At 35.1% G+C, this 15300-nt stretch carries 20 protein-coding genes; 18 read left to right on the top strand and 2 right to left on the bottom strand.

What is annotated here, in order from left to right; all coding sequences use genetic code 11:
• Positions 1-131: 131 nt before the first annotated feature.
• Positions 132-1637: a SusD/RagB family nutrient-binding outer membrane lipoprotein gene (locus ACR9ES_RS05050; protein WP_435255327.1), complete on the bottom strand. Its 1506-nt coding sequence runs from the start codon at positions 1635-1637 to the stop codon at positions 132-134.
• Between the two features lie 12 nt (positions 1638-1649).
• Positions 1650-4862 carry a SusC/RagA family TonB-linked outer membrane protein gene (locus tag ACR9ES_RS05045; RefSeq protein WP_435255326.1) on the bottom strand — a complete coding sequence of 1071 codons (3213 nt, stop codon included), beginning with the start codon at positions 4860-4862 and terminating at the stop codon, positions 1650-1652.
• A 389-nt stretch (positions 4863-5251) separates the two neighbouring features.
• On the opposite strand from ACR9ES_RS05045, the gene rpsL reads away from it, so the two are divergent.
• The 18 genes from rpsL (at position 5252) to rpsN (ending at position 15132) form a co-directional block, all read left to right on the top strand.
• Complete coding sequence (rpsL, locus tag ACR9ES_RS05040) at positions 5252-5632, top strand: 30S ribosomal protein S12 (protein ID WP_028890722.1); 381 nt, start codon at positions 5252-5254, stop codon at positions 5630-5632.
• Positions 5633-5664: 32 nt separating this feature from the next.
• Entirely contained in the window at positions 5665-6141 is a 477-nt protein-coding gene (gene rpsG / locus ACR9ES_RS05035) for a 30S ribosomal protein S7 (RefSeq protein WP_028890723.1), read from the top strand.
• A 6-nt stretch (positions 6142-6147) separates the two neighbouring features.
• Entirely contained in the window at positions 6148-8265 is a 2118-nt protein-coding gene (fusA, locus tag ACR9ES_RS05030) for an elongation factor G (RefSeq protein WP_435255325.1), read from the top strand.
• Positions 8266-8270: 5 nt separating this feature from the next.
• Entirely contained in the window at positions 8271-8576 is a 306-nt protein-coding gene (gene rpsJ, locus ACR9ES_RS05025) for a 30S ribosomal protein S10 (RefSeq protein ID WP_024740605.1), read from the top strand.
• 288 nt (positions 8577-8864) lie between these two features.
• Entirely contained in the window at positions 8865-9482 is a 618-nt protein-coding gene (gene rplC, locus ACR9ES_RS05020) for a 50S ribosomal protein L3 (protein WP_274635328.1), read from the top strand.
• A complete protein-coding gene (gene rplD, locus ACR9ES_RS05015) occupies positions 9482-10111 on the top strand; it encodes a 50S ribosomal protein L4 (RefSeq protein WP_435255324.1) in 630 nt (209 codons plus the stop codon). The genes rplC and rplD overlap by 1 nt, the downstream gene beginning before the upstream one ends.
• A gap of 8 nt (positions 10112-10119) precedes the next feature.
• Positions 10120-10410: a 50S ribosomal protein L23 gene (gene rplW, locus ACR9ES_RS05010; RefSeq protein WP_274635083.1), complete on the top strand. Its 291-nt coding sequence runs from the start codon at positions 10120-10122 to the stop codon at positions 10408-10410.
• Positions 10411-10421: 11 nt separating this feature from the next.
• Positions 10422-11246, top strand: coding sequence for a 50S ribosomal protein L2 (gene rplB, locus ACR9ES_RS05005; protein ID WP_028890728.1), 825 nt, complete (start codon positions 10422-10424; stop codon positions 11244-11246).
• A 6-nt stretch (positions 11247-11252) separates the two neighbouring features.
• A complete protein-coding gene (gene rpsS / locus ACR9ES_RS05000; protein ID WP_028890729.1) occupies positions 11253-11531 on the top strand; it encodes a 30S ribosomal protein S19 in 279 nt (92 codons plus the stop codon).
• 9 nt (positions 11532-11540) lie between these two features.
• The gene (gene rplV / locus ACR9ES_RS04995; RefSeq protein ID WP_028890730.1) at positions 11541-11945 is read left to right on the top strand and encodes a 50S ribosomal protein L22; all 405 of its coding nucleotides are present in this window, start codon (positions 11541-11543) and stop codon (positions 11943-11945) included.
• An 11-nt stretch (positions 11946-11956) separates the two neighbouring features.
• Positions 11957-12679 (top strand): 30S ribosomal protein S3, encoded by a 723-nt coding sequence (gene rpsC / locus ACR9ES_RS04990; RefSeq protein ID WP_028890731.1) that lies wholly within the window; start codon positions 11957-11959, stop codon positions 12677-12679.
• A 19-nt stretch (positions 12680-12698) separates the two neighbouring features.
• The gene (rplP, locus tag ACR9ES_RS04985; RefSeq protein WP_028890732.1) at positions 12699-13130 is read left to right on the top strand and encodes a 50S ribosomal protein L16; all 432 of its coding nucleotides are present in this window, start codon (positions 12699-12701) and stop codon (positions 13128-13130) included.
• A 13-nt stretch (positions 13131-13143) separates the two neighbouring features.
• Positions 13144-13335, top strand: coding sequence for a 50S ribosomal protein L29 (gene rpmC, locus ACR9ES_RS04980; protein ID WP_028890733.1), 192 nt, complete (start codon positions 13144-13146; stop codon positions 13333-13335).
• An 18-nt stretch (positions 13336-13353) separates the two neighbouring features.
• Positions 13354-13611 carry a 30S ribosomal protein S17 gene (gene rpsQ / locus ACR9ES_RS04975; RefSeq protein ID WP_028890734.1) on the top strand — a complete coding sequence of 86 codons (258 nt, stop codon included), beginning with the start codon at positions 13354-13356 and terminating at the stop codon, positions 13609-13611.
• Between the two features lies 1 nt (position 13612).
• Positions 13613-13981, top strand: coding sequence for a 50S ribosomal protein L14 (gene rplN / locus ACR9ES_RS04970; protein WP_028890735.1), 369 nt, complete (start codon positions 13613-13615; stop codon positions 13979-13981).
• A gap of 14 nt (positions 13982-13995) precedes the next feature.
• The gene (gene rplX / locus ACR9ES_RS04965; protein WP_028890736.1) at positions 13996-14304 is read left to right on the top strand and encodes a 50S ribosomal protein L24; all 309 of its coding nucleotides are present in this window, start codon (positions 13996-13998) and stop codon (positions 14302-14304) included.
• 2 nt (positions 14305-14306) lie between these two features.
• Positions 14307-14858, top strand: coding sequence for a 50S ribosomal protein L5 (gene rplE, locus ACR9ES_RS04960; RefSeq protein WP_028890737.1), 552 nt, complete (start codon positions 14307-14309; stop codon positions 14856-14858).
• A gap of 4 nt (positions 14859-14862) precedes the next feature.
• The gene (gene rpsN, locus ACR9ES_RS04955; protein ID WP_028890738.1) at positions 14863-15132 is read left to right on the top strand and encodes a 30S ribosomal protein S14; all 270 of its coding nucleotides are present in this window, start codon (positions 14863-14865) and stop codon (positions 15130-15132) included.
• The last annotated feature ends 168 nt before the right edge of the window (positions 15133-15300 follow it).

Genomic DNA, 15300 nt, shown 5'->3' with positions numbered 1-15300 from the left:
ATGTAATTATTTGAATTAATTAGCTGCTAAAATCATAAATATATCTTAAATAAACAATTTTTTAACATAAAAAAGTGCCTTGAGATCAAGGCACTTTTAAGGTTGTAATTTATATTAGGTTGTGAAAAATATTAATTTACATCCCAAAACAATTTAGAAACCATTGTATCTCCATCAGATAAACCTTGTCTAGCAGCATCCCAATTAGAGTTGTTTAACAATTGTTCATTTTGTGGATAGGTTATTCTGTTTGGAATTGTATTTAAACCAGGTACTAAAGTTGTAAAAGTAGCTGTTCCATAAGTGTCACCAGGTACAGTTAAAGTGTTAGGGTATCCGGTTCTTCTATATTCTGTCCATGCTTCTCTACCATCCATATATAAAGCAATATACTTTTGGGTTAATACATTTTCTTCATTAGCAGTAGGTAATAATGCAACATAATTATCACTATCTGATGAGGAGATGTTCCATGATTCCATAGAAGCTTTTACGCCATTTTCATAATGAGTTTGATCCCAACCATTAAACTCAGATCTAATAAACTCCATTTCTGCATAAGACAGTAATATTTGATTATAGTTAGGTTTTATTATTTCTGAACTAGGAATTCCTTCATCATCAATAGCTCTTGCAGCAGCATTACCAAAGCCGTATGGTAAACCAACAACTTCAGCAGTTCCTAAGCGAGTGTCAAAATATTTTGTTACTCTAGGATCCTCTTCGGAAATAGAAGAAAAAGGTCCAACACGATTGTATAATAGTTCAGTAAAAGATAAAGCAGGGCCAAAGTCTCTACGAGCTCCAACAGTAAAAGCATCATGCCAAGGACCACCCGTTATATCGTCTGAACCATAAACAAAGGTAGCATTATCCGCATTAGAAGAAAAAGCATTGGCATCAGATTCATTAAATACACTTGTAGCTAGAGTATTGTTATAATTATGTATGTGAGCAGCCAGTCTTAATCTTATAGAGTGAGCAAATTTAACCCACATTGCAGCATCACCATTATAAATGTTGTCTCCAGAGGTAAAAACTGTTTTAGAAGTATTCATTTTATTGGCTGCATCTAATAACTCAGCTAATAAGTCTTCGTAAATAGTTTCAGCGTCTGTGTAAGCAGGACTATTAATGCCTTCTTCTAATCTTAACCCCTCAAAAGCAGTGTTGTTTTTTTGCCCGTAACTCCAATAAGGTACATCTCCAAAAGTGTCAACTAATTTAGAAAATGTAAAAGCCATCATTATTCTTGAAGCTTGAATTTGATTGTTGTTGTCACCATAAGCAGACATTAACGCAGCAGTTTCAGGATTCTCATTTAATTCAATTACTTTTTTCAAGTCAGTTAAAATTCTATAAGGCCATTCCCAAGAGTCATCAATTTGTGAAACTCTTAATGCGTATCTATTTTCATCTGTATAGAAAGTTTGAGCCCAATATTGAGCAAAGCCTAAAGTTGCTCTAGCTCCAGTCCATTGATTATTTAATTCGAAAGCTAAATCAAATTGAGCACTCGTAACTAATTGTGTGGAAGGCGCTATTTCCGGGTTGTCTGGATCGCCAATGTAGTCAGTATCACAAGCTAAAAAAGAGCTTAGTAATAGTGAAGCGAATATATATTTTATTTTTTTCATCTTATTTTGTTTTTAGAAAGATAAGTTTAAGTTCATACCAAAAGATCTTACAGAAGGTTGTAAACCACCTTCTAAACCTTGAATATTACCTGAACCAGTAGATACTGTTTCTGGATCAATTCCATCAAAATCAAGCCCCCAAGTGTATAAGTTTCTACCAAATAGACTAATTCTAGCTTTGTCGAAAACTTTTAAAAACTCCCCTTTAAAGGTGTAGCCTAAAGAAACCTCTCTTATCTTATAGAAATCAGCATCGAACACGTTTTGAGCGTCAGGTGTTCCAAAACCACCATAGTGAGAGTTACCATAAGTCTGACCAGATATTTTAGTTGTGTTAGGTGCTGTGTTTGTTACATTGTAGCTACCATCGTCATTATAAGTAATAGTACCCGTCACTCCAGGTAATACAATACCATCTTCTCTTATGTTGTTTGCGACTGTTTTTTGTAACATTCCTGAGTACATACCCCACATGTGTGATGTAGAAAAGTATTTACCTCCCTTACTCATTTCTAGTAATATTCCTAAATCAAAGTTTTTATATTTAAAACTGTTTCTTAAACCAGCATTGAAGTCAGGGTTAGCAGAACCTAAAGGGACTAAGTCACGAGTAGCTGCATATGTACCACCACTAGTAACTACTTTGTTTCCTTGGTCATCATAGATAAAGTCACTACCCATAATTGTTCCATAGGCTTGACCTACAGTAGCTGCTAATTGAGCTTGGAATGGAGCGTTTGTTAGAAGGATTGAATTTAAACCTTCTTTTAATTCAACTAGCTCATTTTCGTTTTTAGCAAAATTTACATCTATATTCCAAGTGAAATTTTCATTAACTATTGGTTTTAAGCCTAATTGAACTTCTACTCCTTTGTTAATCATTTTACCAGCATTAATCCACTGAGACCCATAACCCGTACCAAAAGAAAGGTCTACAGGAATGATTTGATCTGTCGTTTCGTTGTTATAATATGTAACATCTAAATTAACACGTCGATTAAAAAAGTTTAATTCAGTACCTACTTCCCAAGTAGTAGTTGTTTCGTTAACCAAGTCTGCATTTAATAAGCTTGAAGGAACGGTTACTCTACCATCACCTTTAAAAGGATTGTCTAAAGTTAGTGTGCTTACAACTCTATAAGGATCAGTGTCGTTACCAACTTGTGCCCAACCAAATCTTAATTTACCATAGTTGAACCAGCTTGATTCAGGGAATAGAAGATCATTAAATACCCAAGCAACAGAAGCTGAAGGGTAAAAATATGAATTATTGTCTTCAGGTAAAGTAGAAGACCAGTCATTTCTACCTGTTAAATCAATGAAAAGTTGATTTGCAAAAGAGAAACTAACGCTTCCAAATAAACTGTTAACTACCTTGTCAATGTTGTCTGTATTTTTGTCTATTGGTCCTTTGCTATTGTTAATATTATAGATGTTTGGAACAGATAAACCTCCCGTAGTTTGGTTAAAACGGTAGTTTAAAGTGTGGTTTCTTTTATTGGCTCCAAATAAAGCGGAAACTTTAAAGTTATCGGAGATGTCTTTCTTGTAGTTAGCAGTAAACTCGTAGTTGTACTCTTTAAAGTTATATGCTCGTTCTAAGAATTGTGATTGAGCTTGAGAGCCAACAGCTACTTGTTCAGTGTTTCTAAAGTTGTATGTATCGGCATAAACACTACCTTTTATACTTAAATCGTCATTTATTTGATAGTTTAAACTAGCGTTACCATAAACACGTGTTCTTCTGTCTGTAGGTAAGTTTTCGTTAAGTGTCCAGTAAGGGTTGTCAGAATAGTTAGGTCTAGGGTTGTCCCAAGAGATTCTATTCCATGTTCTTTGAGTGCCATCGTTATTCTTATAGTTTTGTAATCTTTTATAATCTAACTGTCTTTGTCCCCATTGAAAGAACTTTTGAGTTACACTATTATCATCATAACCGATAACAGGTCTTGAACCAGATGTTTGAACATAATTAATGCTACTAACAGCAGTTAAGTCATCTGATAATTTTTGATTAATGCTAAATTTTGCAAAATGGCGATTAACTTCAGTGTTAGGTACAATTCCAGTGTTCTCTTGTAAGCCAGCAGAAAATAAAACACTTCCTTTATCACTAGCAGAAGTTAAAGTAAGGGTGTTATTTGTAGATATACCTGTTTTGAAAAATGAATCTACATCATTTTCAGGAGCTACCCATGCTCTTGGTTTTAAATAATCATTAGGAAAACTAGCTTGATCAAAAGCGTCCCAATGTAATACTTTAATGTTAGGATTGTATTTAGGTCCCCAACTTTCGTCTGTGTGGTAATCAACTAACAAGTACTCAGTGCCGTCAATTACTTGAGTAGCAAAACCATTTTTTCCACCATCAGCGTCTGATATAATAGCTCCTCCTCCATATTCTCTTTGAAGGTTAGGTAATATTGCTACTTCAGAGAAGGTGATAGAAGAACTGATGTTTACTCCTAGTTTTTTAGAGTTTTTACCAGTTTTAGTAGTGATTAAAATTACTCCATTTGATGCTCTAGATCCATATAAAGCCGCAGCAGCTCCTTTTAAAACAGTTACAGTTTCAATGTTGCTAGGGTCAATATCGTTAATTGTGCTTCCAAAGTCAACACCACCAGCTCCTCTTTGAGCGTTAGCACTGTTAAAGTTTGAGTTGTCCATAGGAATACCATCTATAACAAATAAAGGTTGATTTTCTCCAGTAACAGAGTTAGAACCTCTAACTAAGATTCTTTGAGAACCACCAATGTTACCCGAAGGAGAGTTGATTTTTAAACCAGCTACTTTTCCTGATAAAGCACTTACAGCGTTGTCATTTTGAGCAGCGTTTAACTCTGCTGCTTTTACTTTTGGTGCAGCAAAAGCTAGAGCTCTTTCGCTTCTCGATTGTCCAAGGGCGGTAACAACAACTTCATCAAGTACATTGTCAGTAGTCATTGTTACATTAATTGAGTTGGAGCTTGTGACTGTTCTTTCTGTAGTTTTCATACCTACGAAACTAAAAACAAGAATGTCTCCAGTTTTTGCTTTAATAGAAAATTTTCCGTCAAAATCTGTTTCTACTCCAGAAGTAGTTCCTTTTATTAATACATTAACTCCGGGTAGCGGACCTGTTTCGTCGGAAACAGTACCTGAAATCATTTTTTCTTGTGCAAAGGATACTTGCACAATTAACGCTAAGAGCAGCGTTAATATTCCATTAAACTTTGTTTTCATTATGTAATTATTTGAATTAATTGAGCCAAAAATCATAAATAAAACTTAAAAAAACAACTTATTTGTTAAATAATTCTAAAAAGTAAGTGTGTGTATTGGTGTTTTTTGTTGGTTCTCTAGTTTTTTTTGAAAGGTTGTTATTTTCTTGTTGTGTTTGTTGTTTGTTGTGGTTTTTTAAAACGATTGTGTTGTGTTGTTTTTTTTTGCAATAGGTAGGTGTATTGAGGTTAGTGTGTTTTTGTGATAATGCATGAGGTGGTTTTGATGTTTTTGTGTTGAGGATAAAAATAACTCCTTGATATTTGAATAAATAGAAAATTATCGTACATTTGCACACTCTTAAAATTAGAGTAATTTAAGTACAAATTAAAAACAAGTAATAATTTAGTATGCCAACTATTCAACAATTAGTTCGTAAAGGAAGAGCCAAAATAACTAAGAAGAGTAAATCGGCTGCTTTACAAGCATGTCCACAAAGACGTGGAGTTTGTACGCGTGTGTATACCACTACACCTAAGAAACCTAACTCAGCGATGCGTAAGGTTGCAAGGGTGCGTTTAACAAATGGTAATGAAATCAACGCGTATATTCCAGGTGAGGGACACAACTTGCAAGAGCACTCGATAGTATTAGTTAGAGGTGGAAGGGTAAAAGATTTACCAGGTGTTAAATATCACGTGGTACGTGGAGCATTAGATACTGCAGGAGTTGAGGGTAGAACCCAACGTAGATCTAAGTACGGTGCAAAACGCCCAAAAGACAAAAAGTAAAAATTAATTAGTAACTTTTTTAATGTAAAGACATGAGGAAAAGAAGAGCTAAAAAAAGAGTTTTGTTACCGGATCCAAGATTCAACGATCAATTAGTTACACGTTTTGTGAATAACTTAATGTGGGACGGTAAAAAATCTGTAGCGTTCAAAGTGTTTTACGATGCAATGGATATCGTAAACGAAAAGAAAACTGACGAAGAAAAGTCGGCTTTAGAAGTGTGGAAAGATGGTTTATCTAACGTGATGCCTCACGTAGAAGTTCGTTCTCGCCGTGTTGGTGGTGCAACTTTCCAAATTCCAATGCAAATTCGTCCAGACCGTAAGGTTTCTATGGCGATTAAATGGATGATTTCTTATGCGCGTAAGCGTAATGAAAAAACAATGGCCCAACGTTTAGCTGCTGAAATTTTAGCTGCTGCTAAAGAAGAAGGTGCTGCTGTTAAGAAAAGAGTTGACACTCATAAGATGGCTGAAGCAAACAAAGCATTCTCACACTTTAGATTTTAATAAGAAATGGCAAGAGATTTAAAATATACAAGAAATATCGGTATTGCTGCTCATATTGATGCTGGTAAAACAACAACAACTGAGCGTATCCTTTTCTATACAGGAGTGTCTCATAAAATTGGAGAAGTTCACGATGGAGCTTCTACAATGGACTGGATGGAACAAGAAGCTGAAAGAGGTATTACAATTACTTCTGCAGCTACAACTTGTACATGGCAATTCCCAACAGAAAATGGAAAGCCTACCGCTGATGCTAAAGGATACCATTTTAATATTATTGATACTCCAGGTCACGTTGACTTTACCGTAGAAGTAAACCGTTCATTACGTGTATTAGACGGGTTAGTGTTCTTATTCTCTGCAGTAGACGGAGTAGAGCCACAATCTGAAACTAACTGGAGATTAGCTGATAACTATAAAGTGCCTCGTATCGGTTTTGTTAATAAAATGGACCGTCAAGGAGCAAACTTTTTGGCAGTTTGTCAGCAAGTAAAAGACATGTTAAAATCTAATGCAGTGCCAATCGTATTAAACATTGGTGATGAGGCAGATTTTAAAGGAATTGTTGATTTAGTTAAGAACCGTGCTATTGTATGGCATGATGAAAATCACGGATCAACTTTTGATGTTGTTGATATTCCAGAAGATTTAAAAGAAGAAGCTCGTGAGTTACGTGGTAAGTTAATCGAAGAGGTTGCTGCTTATGACGAAAACTTATTAGAGAAATACATGGAAGATGAAGATTCGATTACAGAAGAAGAAGTGCACGCTGCATTAAGAGCTGCTGTAATGGATATGTCTATCATCCCTATGGTTTGTGGTTCTTCATTCAAAAATAAAGGTGTTCAGTTCTTGTTAGATGCTGTATGTCGTTATTTACCTTCTCCGGTAGATAGAGAAAATATCATCGGTACTAACCCTGATACAGGAGAAGAAGAAACACGTAAGCCAGATGCAAAAGCACCATTTTCAGCTTTAGCATTTAAAATTGCTACCGATCCTTTCGTAGGTCGTTTAGCATTCTTCCGTGCATATTCTGGTCACTTAGATGCAGGTTCTTATGTGTTAAATAACCGTTCAGGTAAGAAAGAACGTATTTCACGTATTTATCAAATGCACTCTAATAAACAAAATGCTATCGACTTTATCGAGGCAGGAGATATTGGAGCAGCTGTTGGGTTTAAAGATATTAAAACTGGAGATACGTTATCTGACGAGAAAAATCCGATTGTTTTAGAATCTATGGATTTCCCAGATCCAGTAATTGGTATTGCAGTTGAGCCAAAAACTAAGGCAGATGTTGATAAGTTAGGTATGTCTTTAGCAAAATTAGCTGAAGAAGATCCAACATTTACTGTAAAAACAGATGAAGCTTCAGGGCAAACTGTAATTTCAGGAATGGGTGAGTTACACTTAGATATTATTGTAGACCGTTTAAAGCGTGAGTTTAAGGTTGAAGTAAATCAAGGACAACCACAAGTAGAGTACAAAGAAGCTATTACTGCTGCTGCAGAACACAGAGAGGTTTATAAAAAACAATCTGGTGGACGTGGTAAATTTGCTGACATTGTGTTTAAAATGGAGCCAGCTGAAGAAGGTAAACAAGGTTTAGAGTTCGTATCTGAAATTAAAGGAGGTAACGTACCAAAAGAATTTGTTCCTTCTGTAGAAAAAGGATTCAAAGAAGCTATGAAGAATGGTCCTTTAGCAGGATACGAAATGGATGCAATGAAAGTTACTTTAGTAGATGGTTCATTCCACCCTGTAGATTCTGATCAATTATCATTCGAATTAGCTGCTAAGTTAGGTTACAAAGCTGCTGCAAAAGCTGCCAGAGCCGTAATTATGGAGCCAATGATGAAATTAGAAGTGTTAACTCCAGAAGAAAATATGGGTGACATTGTTGGAGACTTAAACAGAAGACGTGGACAAGTAAACGATATGAGCGACCGTGCTGGATCTAAAGTAGTAAAAGCTATCGTTCCATTATCAGAAATGTTTGGATATGTTACTTCATTAAGAACATTATCTTCAGGTAGAGCAACTTCTACTATGGAATTCTCTCACTATGCAGAAACTCCTAGTAACATTGCAGAAGAAGTAATCGCTAACGCTAAAGGTTAATTAAGATGAGTCAAAAAATTAGAATAAAGTTAAAATCTTACGATTATAATTTAGTAGACAAGTCTGCTGAAAAAATCGTAAAGACAGTAAAGAGTACTGGAGCTGTAGTAAACGGACCAATTCCTTTACCAACAAATAAAAAGATTTTTACAGTATTACGTTCACCACACGTAAACAAAAAATCTAGAGAGCAATTTCAATTATCTGCTTACAAAAGATTATTAGACATCTATAGTTCATCATCAAAAACTATTGATGCTTTAATGAAACTTGAGTTACCAAGTGGAGTTGAAGTTGAGATTAAAGTATAAGTAAATCAATAACTTTCGGTTTAATTTTGTTAAGCCGAAAGTTTTTTATACTTTTGCACACCGAAATTTATGTTTCGGCGTGTAAATATTTCTGTAAAGTATACAGAAATGACATGTCCTGAGGGTTTCGCGAAGGAAAAATGGTAAAAACAAATTCAGAGTGAAGGTGTTTTTCGCTCTTTTTTTTTGAAAAATTCAAAGGAAAAAATAGAAACATTCGTTTCAAATAATCATTTATTAATAGACGCGCTGGATAAAATATATCTATTCGTCTGAAAATTAACAAATATGTCTGGGTTAATAGGAAGAAAAATTGGAATGACCAGCTTATTCGACGAGAACGGGAAGAATATTCCTTGTACTGTAATCGAAGCAGGTCCTTGCGTTGTTACCCAAGTCAGAACCGAAGAGGTTGACGGCTATAACGCTTTACAACTTGGTTTCGATGACAAAAAAGCAAAAAGCTCTAATAAAGCTTTAGATGGTCACTTTAAAAAAGCTGGTACATCTGCTAAAAAGAAAGTTGTTGAATTCCAAGAGTTCGAAGGTGAGTACAAATTAGGTGACTCAATTACTGTTGAATTATTTACTGAAGGAGAATTCGTTGATGTATCAGGAATTTCTAAAGGTAAAGGATTTCAAGGTGTTGTAAAACGTCATGGTTTTGGCGGAGTTGGACAAGCAACTCACGGTCAACATAACCGTTTAAGAGCTCCTGGTTCAATTGGTGCAGCATCATACCCTGCAAGAGTATTCAAAGGAATGCGTATGGCAGGTCGTATGGGTGGAGACAAAGTAAAAGTTCAAAATTTAAGAGTATTAAAAGTGGTTGCTGATAAGAATCTTATCGTAGTAAAAGGAGCTATTCCTGGTCACAAAAACTCTTATGTAACTATCGAGAAATAATGAAAGTAGCAGTATTAGATATTACAGGAAAAGATACTGGTAGAAAAGTTGAACTTTCTAACGAGGTATTCGGAATTGAGCCAAATGATCACGCAATTTATTTAGATGTAAAGCAGTATTTGGCTAATCAAAGACAAGGTACTCACAAATCGAAAGAAAGAGCTGAGATTGCTGGTAGTACAAGAAAGATTAAAAAACAAAAAGGAACTGGTACAGCTCGTGCGGGTAGTATCAAGTCTCCAGTTTTTAGAGGTGGTGGACGTATTTTCGGTCCAAGACCAAGAAACTACTCTTTTAAGTTAAATAAAAACTTAAAGCGTTTAGCACGTAAGTCAGCTTTAAGTATTCAAGCAAAAGAAAACAATTTAGTAGTTGTTGAAGATTTCAACTTTGAAGCTCCAAAAACTAAAGAGTTTATCAATGTATTAAAAGCTTTAGAATTAGACGCTAAAAAGTCTTTATTCGTATTAGGTGAAGAAAGTAAAAATGTTTACTTATCATCTCGTAACTTAAAAGGTTCTAAAGTAGTAGATGCTTCAGGAATTAACACGTATAGCGTTTTAAATGCTAACAAAGTAGTTATTGCTGAGAGCTCTCTAGAAGGAATTGAGTCTAATTTAAGTAAATAGGGAAGAAGATGAGTATTTTAATTAAACCTATTATTACAGAAAAAGCTACAAATGATAGCGAGTTAAACAACCGTTATACATTTGTTGTAAACAAAAAAGCTAACAAGTTAGAAATCAAAGGAGCTGTTGAGGCTGCTTATGGTGTAGCGATCGAGTCTGTAAAAACTATGAACTATCCAGCATTAAGAAAAACTAAATACACTAAAAAAGGTTTAGTTTCTGGATTAACAAGTGGATACAAGAAAGCAATCGTTCAGTTAGCTGAAGGAGAAACTATTGATTTTTATAACAATCTTTAAGAAAAGACAGAATGTCAGTTAGAAAATTAAAACCAATAACACCAGGTCAGCGTTTTAGAGTTGTAAATGGGTTCGACACCATTACTACTGATAAGCCGGAGAAATCTTTATTAGCTCCGAAAAAACGATCTGGAGGTCGAAACAACCAGGGTAGAATGACTACACGTAACATCGGTGGAGGTCATAAACAAAAATACCGTATTATCGATTTTAAAAGAGATAAGCAAGGTGTTCCTGCAACAGTAAAAACTATCGAGTACGATCCAAACCGTACTGCATTTATTGCATTAGTTAGTTATGCTGATGGTGAAAAACGTTATGTAATTGCACAAAACGGTTTAAAAGTAGGTCAAACAATCGTATCAGGAAAAGAAGCTACGCCAGAAGTTGGTAACGCTATGTTCTTAAGCGATATTCCATTAGGTACTACAATTTCTTGTATTGAGTTACACCCAGGACAAGGAGCTGTTATGGCTCGTTCAGCTGGTTCATTTGCTCAATTAATGGCAAGAGATGGTAAGTATGCAACAGTAAAGTTACCTTCAGGTGAAACAAGATTAATATTATTAACTTGTATGGCAACTATCGGAGTTGTGTCTAACTCTGACCACCAATTATTAGTATCTGGTAAAGCAGGTAGAAGTAGATGGTTAGGTAGAAGACCAAGAACGAATGCTGTTCGTATGAACCCAGTTGATCACCCAATGGGTGGTGGTGAAGGACGTTCTTCTGGAGGACATCCAAGATCTAGAAACGGTATCCCAGCTAAAGGATTTAAGACTAGATCTAAGACCAAAGCTAGTAACAAGTATATTATAGAACGTAGAAAGAAATAATAAACCATGGCAAGATCATTAAAAAAAGGACCTTACGTTCACTATAAGTTAGAGAAAAAAGTGTTAGCTAACGTAGAAGCAGGAAGTAAATCAGTTATCAAAACTTGGTCTAGAGCAAGTATGATTACTCCAGATTTCGTAGGGCAAACAATTGCAGTTCACAACGGACGTCAGTTTGTACCAGTTTACGTTACTGAAAACATGGTAGGTCATAAATTAGGCGAATTTTCACCAACACGTTCTTTTAGAGGGCACGCTGGTGCAAAAAATAAAGGTAAAAAATAGTAGGAAATTATGGGAAGTCGTAAACATAACATGGCAACACAGTTAAAAGAAGCTAGAAAGTCTAGAGCTTTTGCTAAATTAACTAATTGTCCTACATCACCAAGAAAAATGCGCTTGGTAGCAGATTTAGTAAGAGGAGTAGAAGTAGAAAAAGCTTTACAAATCTTAAAATTCAGTCCAAAAGAAGCATCACGTAACTTAGAAAAGTTATTGTTATCAGCTATCGCTAACTGGCAAGCTAAAAACGAAGATGCTAGCATCGAAGATGCAGGATTATATGTAAAATCAATTTGTGTTGATAGCGCAGGTATGTTAAAAAGGTTAAGACCAGCTCCACAAGGGCGTGCACACAGAATTCGTAAGCGTTCTAATCACGTAACTTTAGAGTTAGGAACTAAAAATAACAGTAATTAATCAAAGTAGAAATGGGACAAAAGACAAATCCAATAGGAAATCGTTTAGGAATTATCAGAGGATGGGAATCTAACTGGTATGGTGGAAATGACTACGGAGATAAGATTGCTGAAGATGATAAAATCAGAAAGTATATCAACGCTCGTTTATCAAAAGCAAGTGTTTCTCGTATTATTATTGAGCGTACTTTAAAACTTGTAACCGTTACTATCACTACTGCACGTCCAGGTATCATCATTGGTAAAGGAGGTCAAGAGGTAGACAAGTTAAAAGAAGAGCTTAAGAAAATTACAGGAAAAGAAGTTCAAATTAATATTTTCGAAATTAAGCGTCCAGAATTAGATGCAAACTTAGTTGCAGCTAGTATCGCACGTCAAATCGAAAACAGAATTTCTTACAAGCGAGCTACTAAGATGGCGATTGCTGCTGCAATGAGAATGAACGCAGAAGGAATTAAAGTGCAATTATCAGGTCGTTTAAACGGAGCTGAAATGGCACGTTCTGAGCATTACAAAGAAGGAAGAATTCCTCTTTCTACCTTCAGAGCAGACATCGACTATGCACTTGTTGAAGCACATACTACATACGGAAGAATCGGTGTGAAAGTATGGATTATGAAAGGTGAGGTTTATGGAAAGCGTGAATTATCTCCATTAGTAGGATTATCTAAACAAAAAGGTAACTCTAACAAAGGTGGTGGTAATGCAAAACGTCAACCTCGCAGAAGAAAATAATTTTTAAAAGAAATTAAAAATGTTACAGCCAAAAAGAGTAAAATACCGTAAGGTACAGAAGGCGAAAGGAAATATGAAAGGTAACTCTGGTAGAGGTACTCAACTTTCTAACGGAATGTTTGGTATCAAATCATTAGACCAGAATTTACTTACCTCTCGTCAAATTGAGGCAGCTCGTATTGCGGCAACTCGTTATATGAAAAGAGAGGGGCAACTTTGGATTAAAATTTTCCCAGATAAACCTATCACTAAGAAACCATTAGAGGTACGTATGGGTAAAGGTAAAGGTGCACCTGATCATTTTGTTGCTGTTATTAAACCAGGTAGAATTTTGTTTGAAGTTGGTGGAGTACCAATGGAAGTAGCAAAAGAAGCTTTACGTTTAGCAGCTCAAAAACTTCCTGTAAAAACGAAGTTTGTAATAGCAAGAGATTTTGATTATAACGCTTAATTCTATTTAGATCATGAAACAATCAGAAATTAAAGAATTATCAACAGCTGACTTACAAGAAAAGCTTGGAGCGTTGAAGAAAAATTATACTGATCTTAAGATGGCTCACGCCATAACTCCATTGGAAAACCCATTAGAGTTACGTAGCTTAAGAAAAACTGTGGCAAGAATTGCTACAGAGTTAACTAAAAGAGAATTACAATAATTCTAGTCAGTTTTAAAGATGGAAAAAAGAAATCTTAGAAAAGAGAGAATCGGTGTAGTATCTAGCAACAAAATGGAGAAATCTATCGTAGTTAGCGAGGTAAAAAGAGTAAAGCACCCAATGTACGGAAAGTTCGTATTAAAGACTAAGAAGTACGTTGCACATGACGAGAATAACGATTGCAACGAAGGTGATACTGTAAGGATCATGGAAACACGTCCTATGAGTAAATCTAAGCGTTGGAGATTAGTAGAAATCCTAGAAAGAGCTAAATAATATGTTACAGACAGAATCAAGATTAAAAGTCGCAGATAACACTGGAGCAAAAGAAGTTTTAGTGATTAGAGTTTTAGGAGGAACAAAAAAGCGTTACGCTAGCGTTGGAGACAAAATCGTTGTTACGGTAAAATCTGCAACTCCAAACGGAACTGTAAAGAAAGGTCAAGTATCTCGTGCAGTTGTTGTTCGTACTAAGAAGGAAGTTAGACGTAAAGACGGATCATATATCAGATTTGACGATAATGCTTGTGTACTTTTAAATCCTTCAGAGGAAATGAGAGGAACACGTGTATTCGGTCCTGTGGCTCGTGAATTACGTGAGAAACAATTTATGAAAATAGTATCATTAGCACCTGAGGTGTTATAAAATCAGATTTTAAAATGAAAAAATTTAAAATTAAATCAGGAGATACTGTTAAAGTTATAGCAGGAGATCACAAAGGATCTGAAGGTAAAGTTTTACAAATCATCAAAGATAAGGATAGAGTTGTAGTAGAAGGTGTAAACATGGTGTCTAAACACACTAAACCTTCAGCAGCTAATCCACAAGGAGGAATTGTAAAAAAGGAAGCTCCATTACATATATCAAACGTTGCTTTAGTTGAAAACGGTGAAGCAGTAAGAGTTGGTTACAAAGTAGAAGGAGATAAGAAAGTAAGAGTATCAAAAAAATCAGATAAAGCAATATAACCATGAGTTACGTACCAAGATTAAAAGAAGAGTACAAGAGCAGAGTTATCAAAGCTCTTACTGATGAATTTGGTTATAGCAATGTAATGCAAGTACCTAAATTACAAAAAATCGTTGTAAGTAAAGGTGTTGGTGCAGCTATAGCAGATAAGAAATTAATAGAATATGCTATTGATGAGTTAACTACAATTACAGGTCAAAAAGCAGTATCTACAATCTCTAAGAAAGACGTTGCAAACTTCAAATTACGTAAAGGAATGCCAATTGGTGCAAAAGTTACGTTAAGAGGTGATAAAATGTACGAGTTTTTAGATAGATTAGTTACAGCTTCTTTACCACGTGTAAGAGACTTTAACGGAATCAAAGCAAACGGTTTTGATGGTAGAGGTAACTACAACTTAGGTATTACTGAACAAATCATCTATCCAGAGATTAATATTGATCAAGTGAAAAAAATTAGTGGTATGGATATTACTTTCGTAACATCTGCTAACACTGATAAAGAAGCAAAATCATTATTAGGAGAATTAGGATTACCATTTAAAAAGAATTAATAAGATGGCTAAAGAATCAATGAAAGCGCGTGAGCGCAAAAGAGCTAAAATGGTTGCTAAGTATGCTGAAAAGAGAAAAGCTTTAAAAGAAGCTGGAGACTACGAAGCATTACAAAAGTTACCAAAAAACGCATCACCAATTAGAATGCACAACCGTTGTAAGCTAACTGGACGTCCTAAAGGATACATGCGTCAGTTCGGAATTTCACGTGTTACTTTCCGTGAAATGGCTAACCAAGGATTAATTCCAGGAGTAAAAAAAGCAAGCTGGTAACAGCTCTTTACTATACAAGTAAAAGGTGTATAACGATAAAACGTTATGCACCTTTTTGTGTTTAAAAAGGTAGCTTTTTAAAGAATTATCACTCTATTTTAAAGGATAAAATTTAGTTTTTAAAGGCTGAAAAATCCGCAATAAATTAGTACTCAAAATGATAATTAT

It is taken from the genome of Tenacibaculum sp. A30 (assembly GCF_051200845.1).
Taxonomy (GTDB): Bacteria; Bacteroidota; Bacteroidia; order Flavobacteriales; family Flavobacteriaceae; genus Polaribacter.
The sequence above is the reverse complement of the archived record's forward strand: the minus strand, read 5'-3'. Positions and strand labels throughout refer to the sequence as shown.

What these genes read in the sequence shown, in the direction of transcription:
- ACR9ES_RS05050 (WP_435255327.1), bottom strand. Translation starts at nt 1,637, where the DNA reads ATGAAAAAAATAAAATATATATTCGCTTCACTATTACTAAGCTCTTTT.
- ACR9ES_RS05045 (WP_435255326.1), bottom strand. Translation starts at nt 4,862, where the DNA reads ATGAAAACAAAGTTTAATGGAATATTAACGCTGCTCTTAGCGTTAATT.
- rpsL (WP_028890722.1), top strand. Translation starts at nt 5,252, where the DNA reads ATGCCAACTATTCAACAATTAGTTCGTAAAGGAAGAGCCAAAATAACT.
- rpsG (WP_028890723.1), top strand. Translation starts at nt 5,665, where the DNA reads ATGAGGAAAAGAAGAGCTAAAAAAAGAGTTTTGTTACCGGATCCAAGA.
- fusA (WP_435255325.1), top strand. Translation starts at nt 6,148, where the DNA reads ATGGCAAGAGATTTAAAATATACAAGAAATATCGGTATTGCTGCTCAT.
- rpsJ (WP_024740605.1), top strand. Translation starts at nt 8,271, where the DNA reads ATGAGTCAAAAAATTAGAATAAAGTTAAAATCTTACGATTATAATTTA.
- rplC (WP_274635328.1), top strand. Translation starts at nt 8,865, where the DNA reads ATGTCTGGGTTAATAGGAAGAAAAATTGGAATGACCAGCTTATTCGAC.
- rplD (WP_435255324.1), top strand. Translation starts at nt 9,482, where the DNA reads ATGAAAGTAGCAGTATTAGATATTACAGGAAAAGATACTGGTAGAAAA.
- rplW (WP_274635083.1), top strand. Translation starts at nt 10,120, where the DNA reads ATGAGTATTTTAATTAAACCTATTATTACAGAAAAAGCTACAAATGAT.
- rplB (WP_028890728.1), top strand. Translation starts at nt 10,422, where the DNA reads ATGTCAGTTAGAAAATTAAAACCAATAACACCAGGTCAGCGTTTTAGA.
- rpsS (WP_028890729.1), top strand. Translation starts at nt 11,253, where the DNA reads ATGGCAAGATCATTAAAAAAAGGACCTTACGTTCACTATAAGTTAGAG.
- rplV (WP_028890730.1), top strand. Translation starts at nt 11,541, where the DNA reads ATGGGAAGTCGTAAACATAACATGGCAACACAGTTAAAAGAAGCTAGA.
- rpsC (WP_028890731.1), top strand. Translation starts at nt 11,957, where the DNA reads ATGGGACAAAAGACAAATCCAATAGGAAATCGTTTAGGAATTATCAGA.
- rplP (WP_028890732.1), top strand. Translation starts at nt 12,699, where the DNA reads ATGTTACAGCCAAAAAGAGTAAAATACCGTAAGGTACAGAAGGCGAAA.
- rpmC (WP_028890733.1), top strand. Translation starts at nt 13,144, where the DNA reads ATGAAACAATCAGAAATTAAAGAATTATCAACAGCTGACTTACAAGAA.
- rpsQ (WP_028890734.1), top strand. Translation starts at nt 13,354, where the DNA reads ATGGAAAAAAGAAATCTTAGAAAAGAGAGAATCGGTGTAGTATCTAGC.
- rplN (WP_028890735.1), top strand. Translation starts at nt 13,613, where the DNA reads ATGTTACAGACAGAATCAAGATTAAAAGTCGCAGATAACACTGGAGCA.
- rplX (WP_028890736.1), top strand. Translation starts at nt 13,996, where the DNA reads ATGAAAAAATTTAAAATTAAATCAGGAGATACTGTTAAAGTTATAGCA.
- rplE (WP_028890737.1), top strand. Translation starts at nt 14,307, where the DNA reads ATGAGTTACGTACCAAGATTAAAAGAAGAGTACAAGAGCAGAGTTATC.
- rpsN (WP_028890738.1), top strand. Translation starts at nt 14,863, where the DNA reads ATGGCTAAAGAATCAATGAAAGCGCGTGAGCGCAAAAGAGCTAAAATG.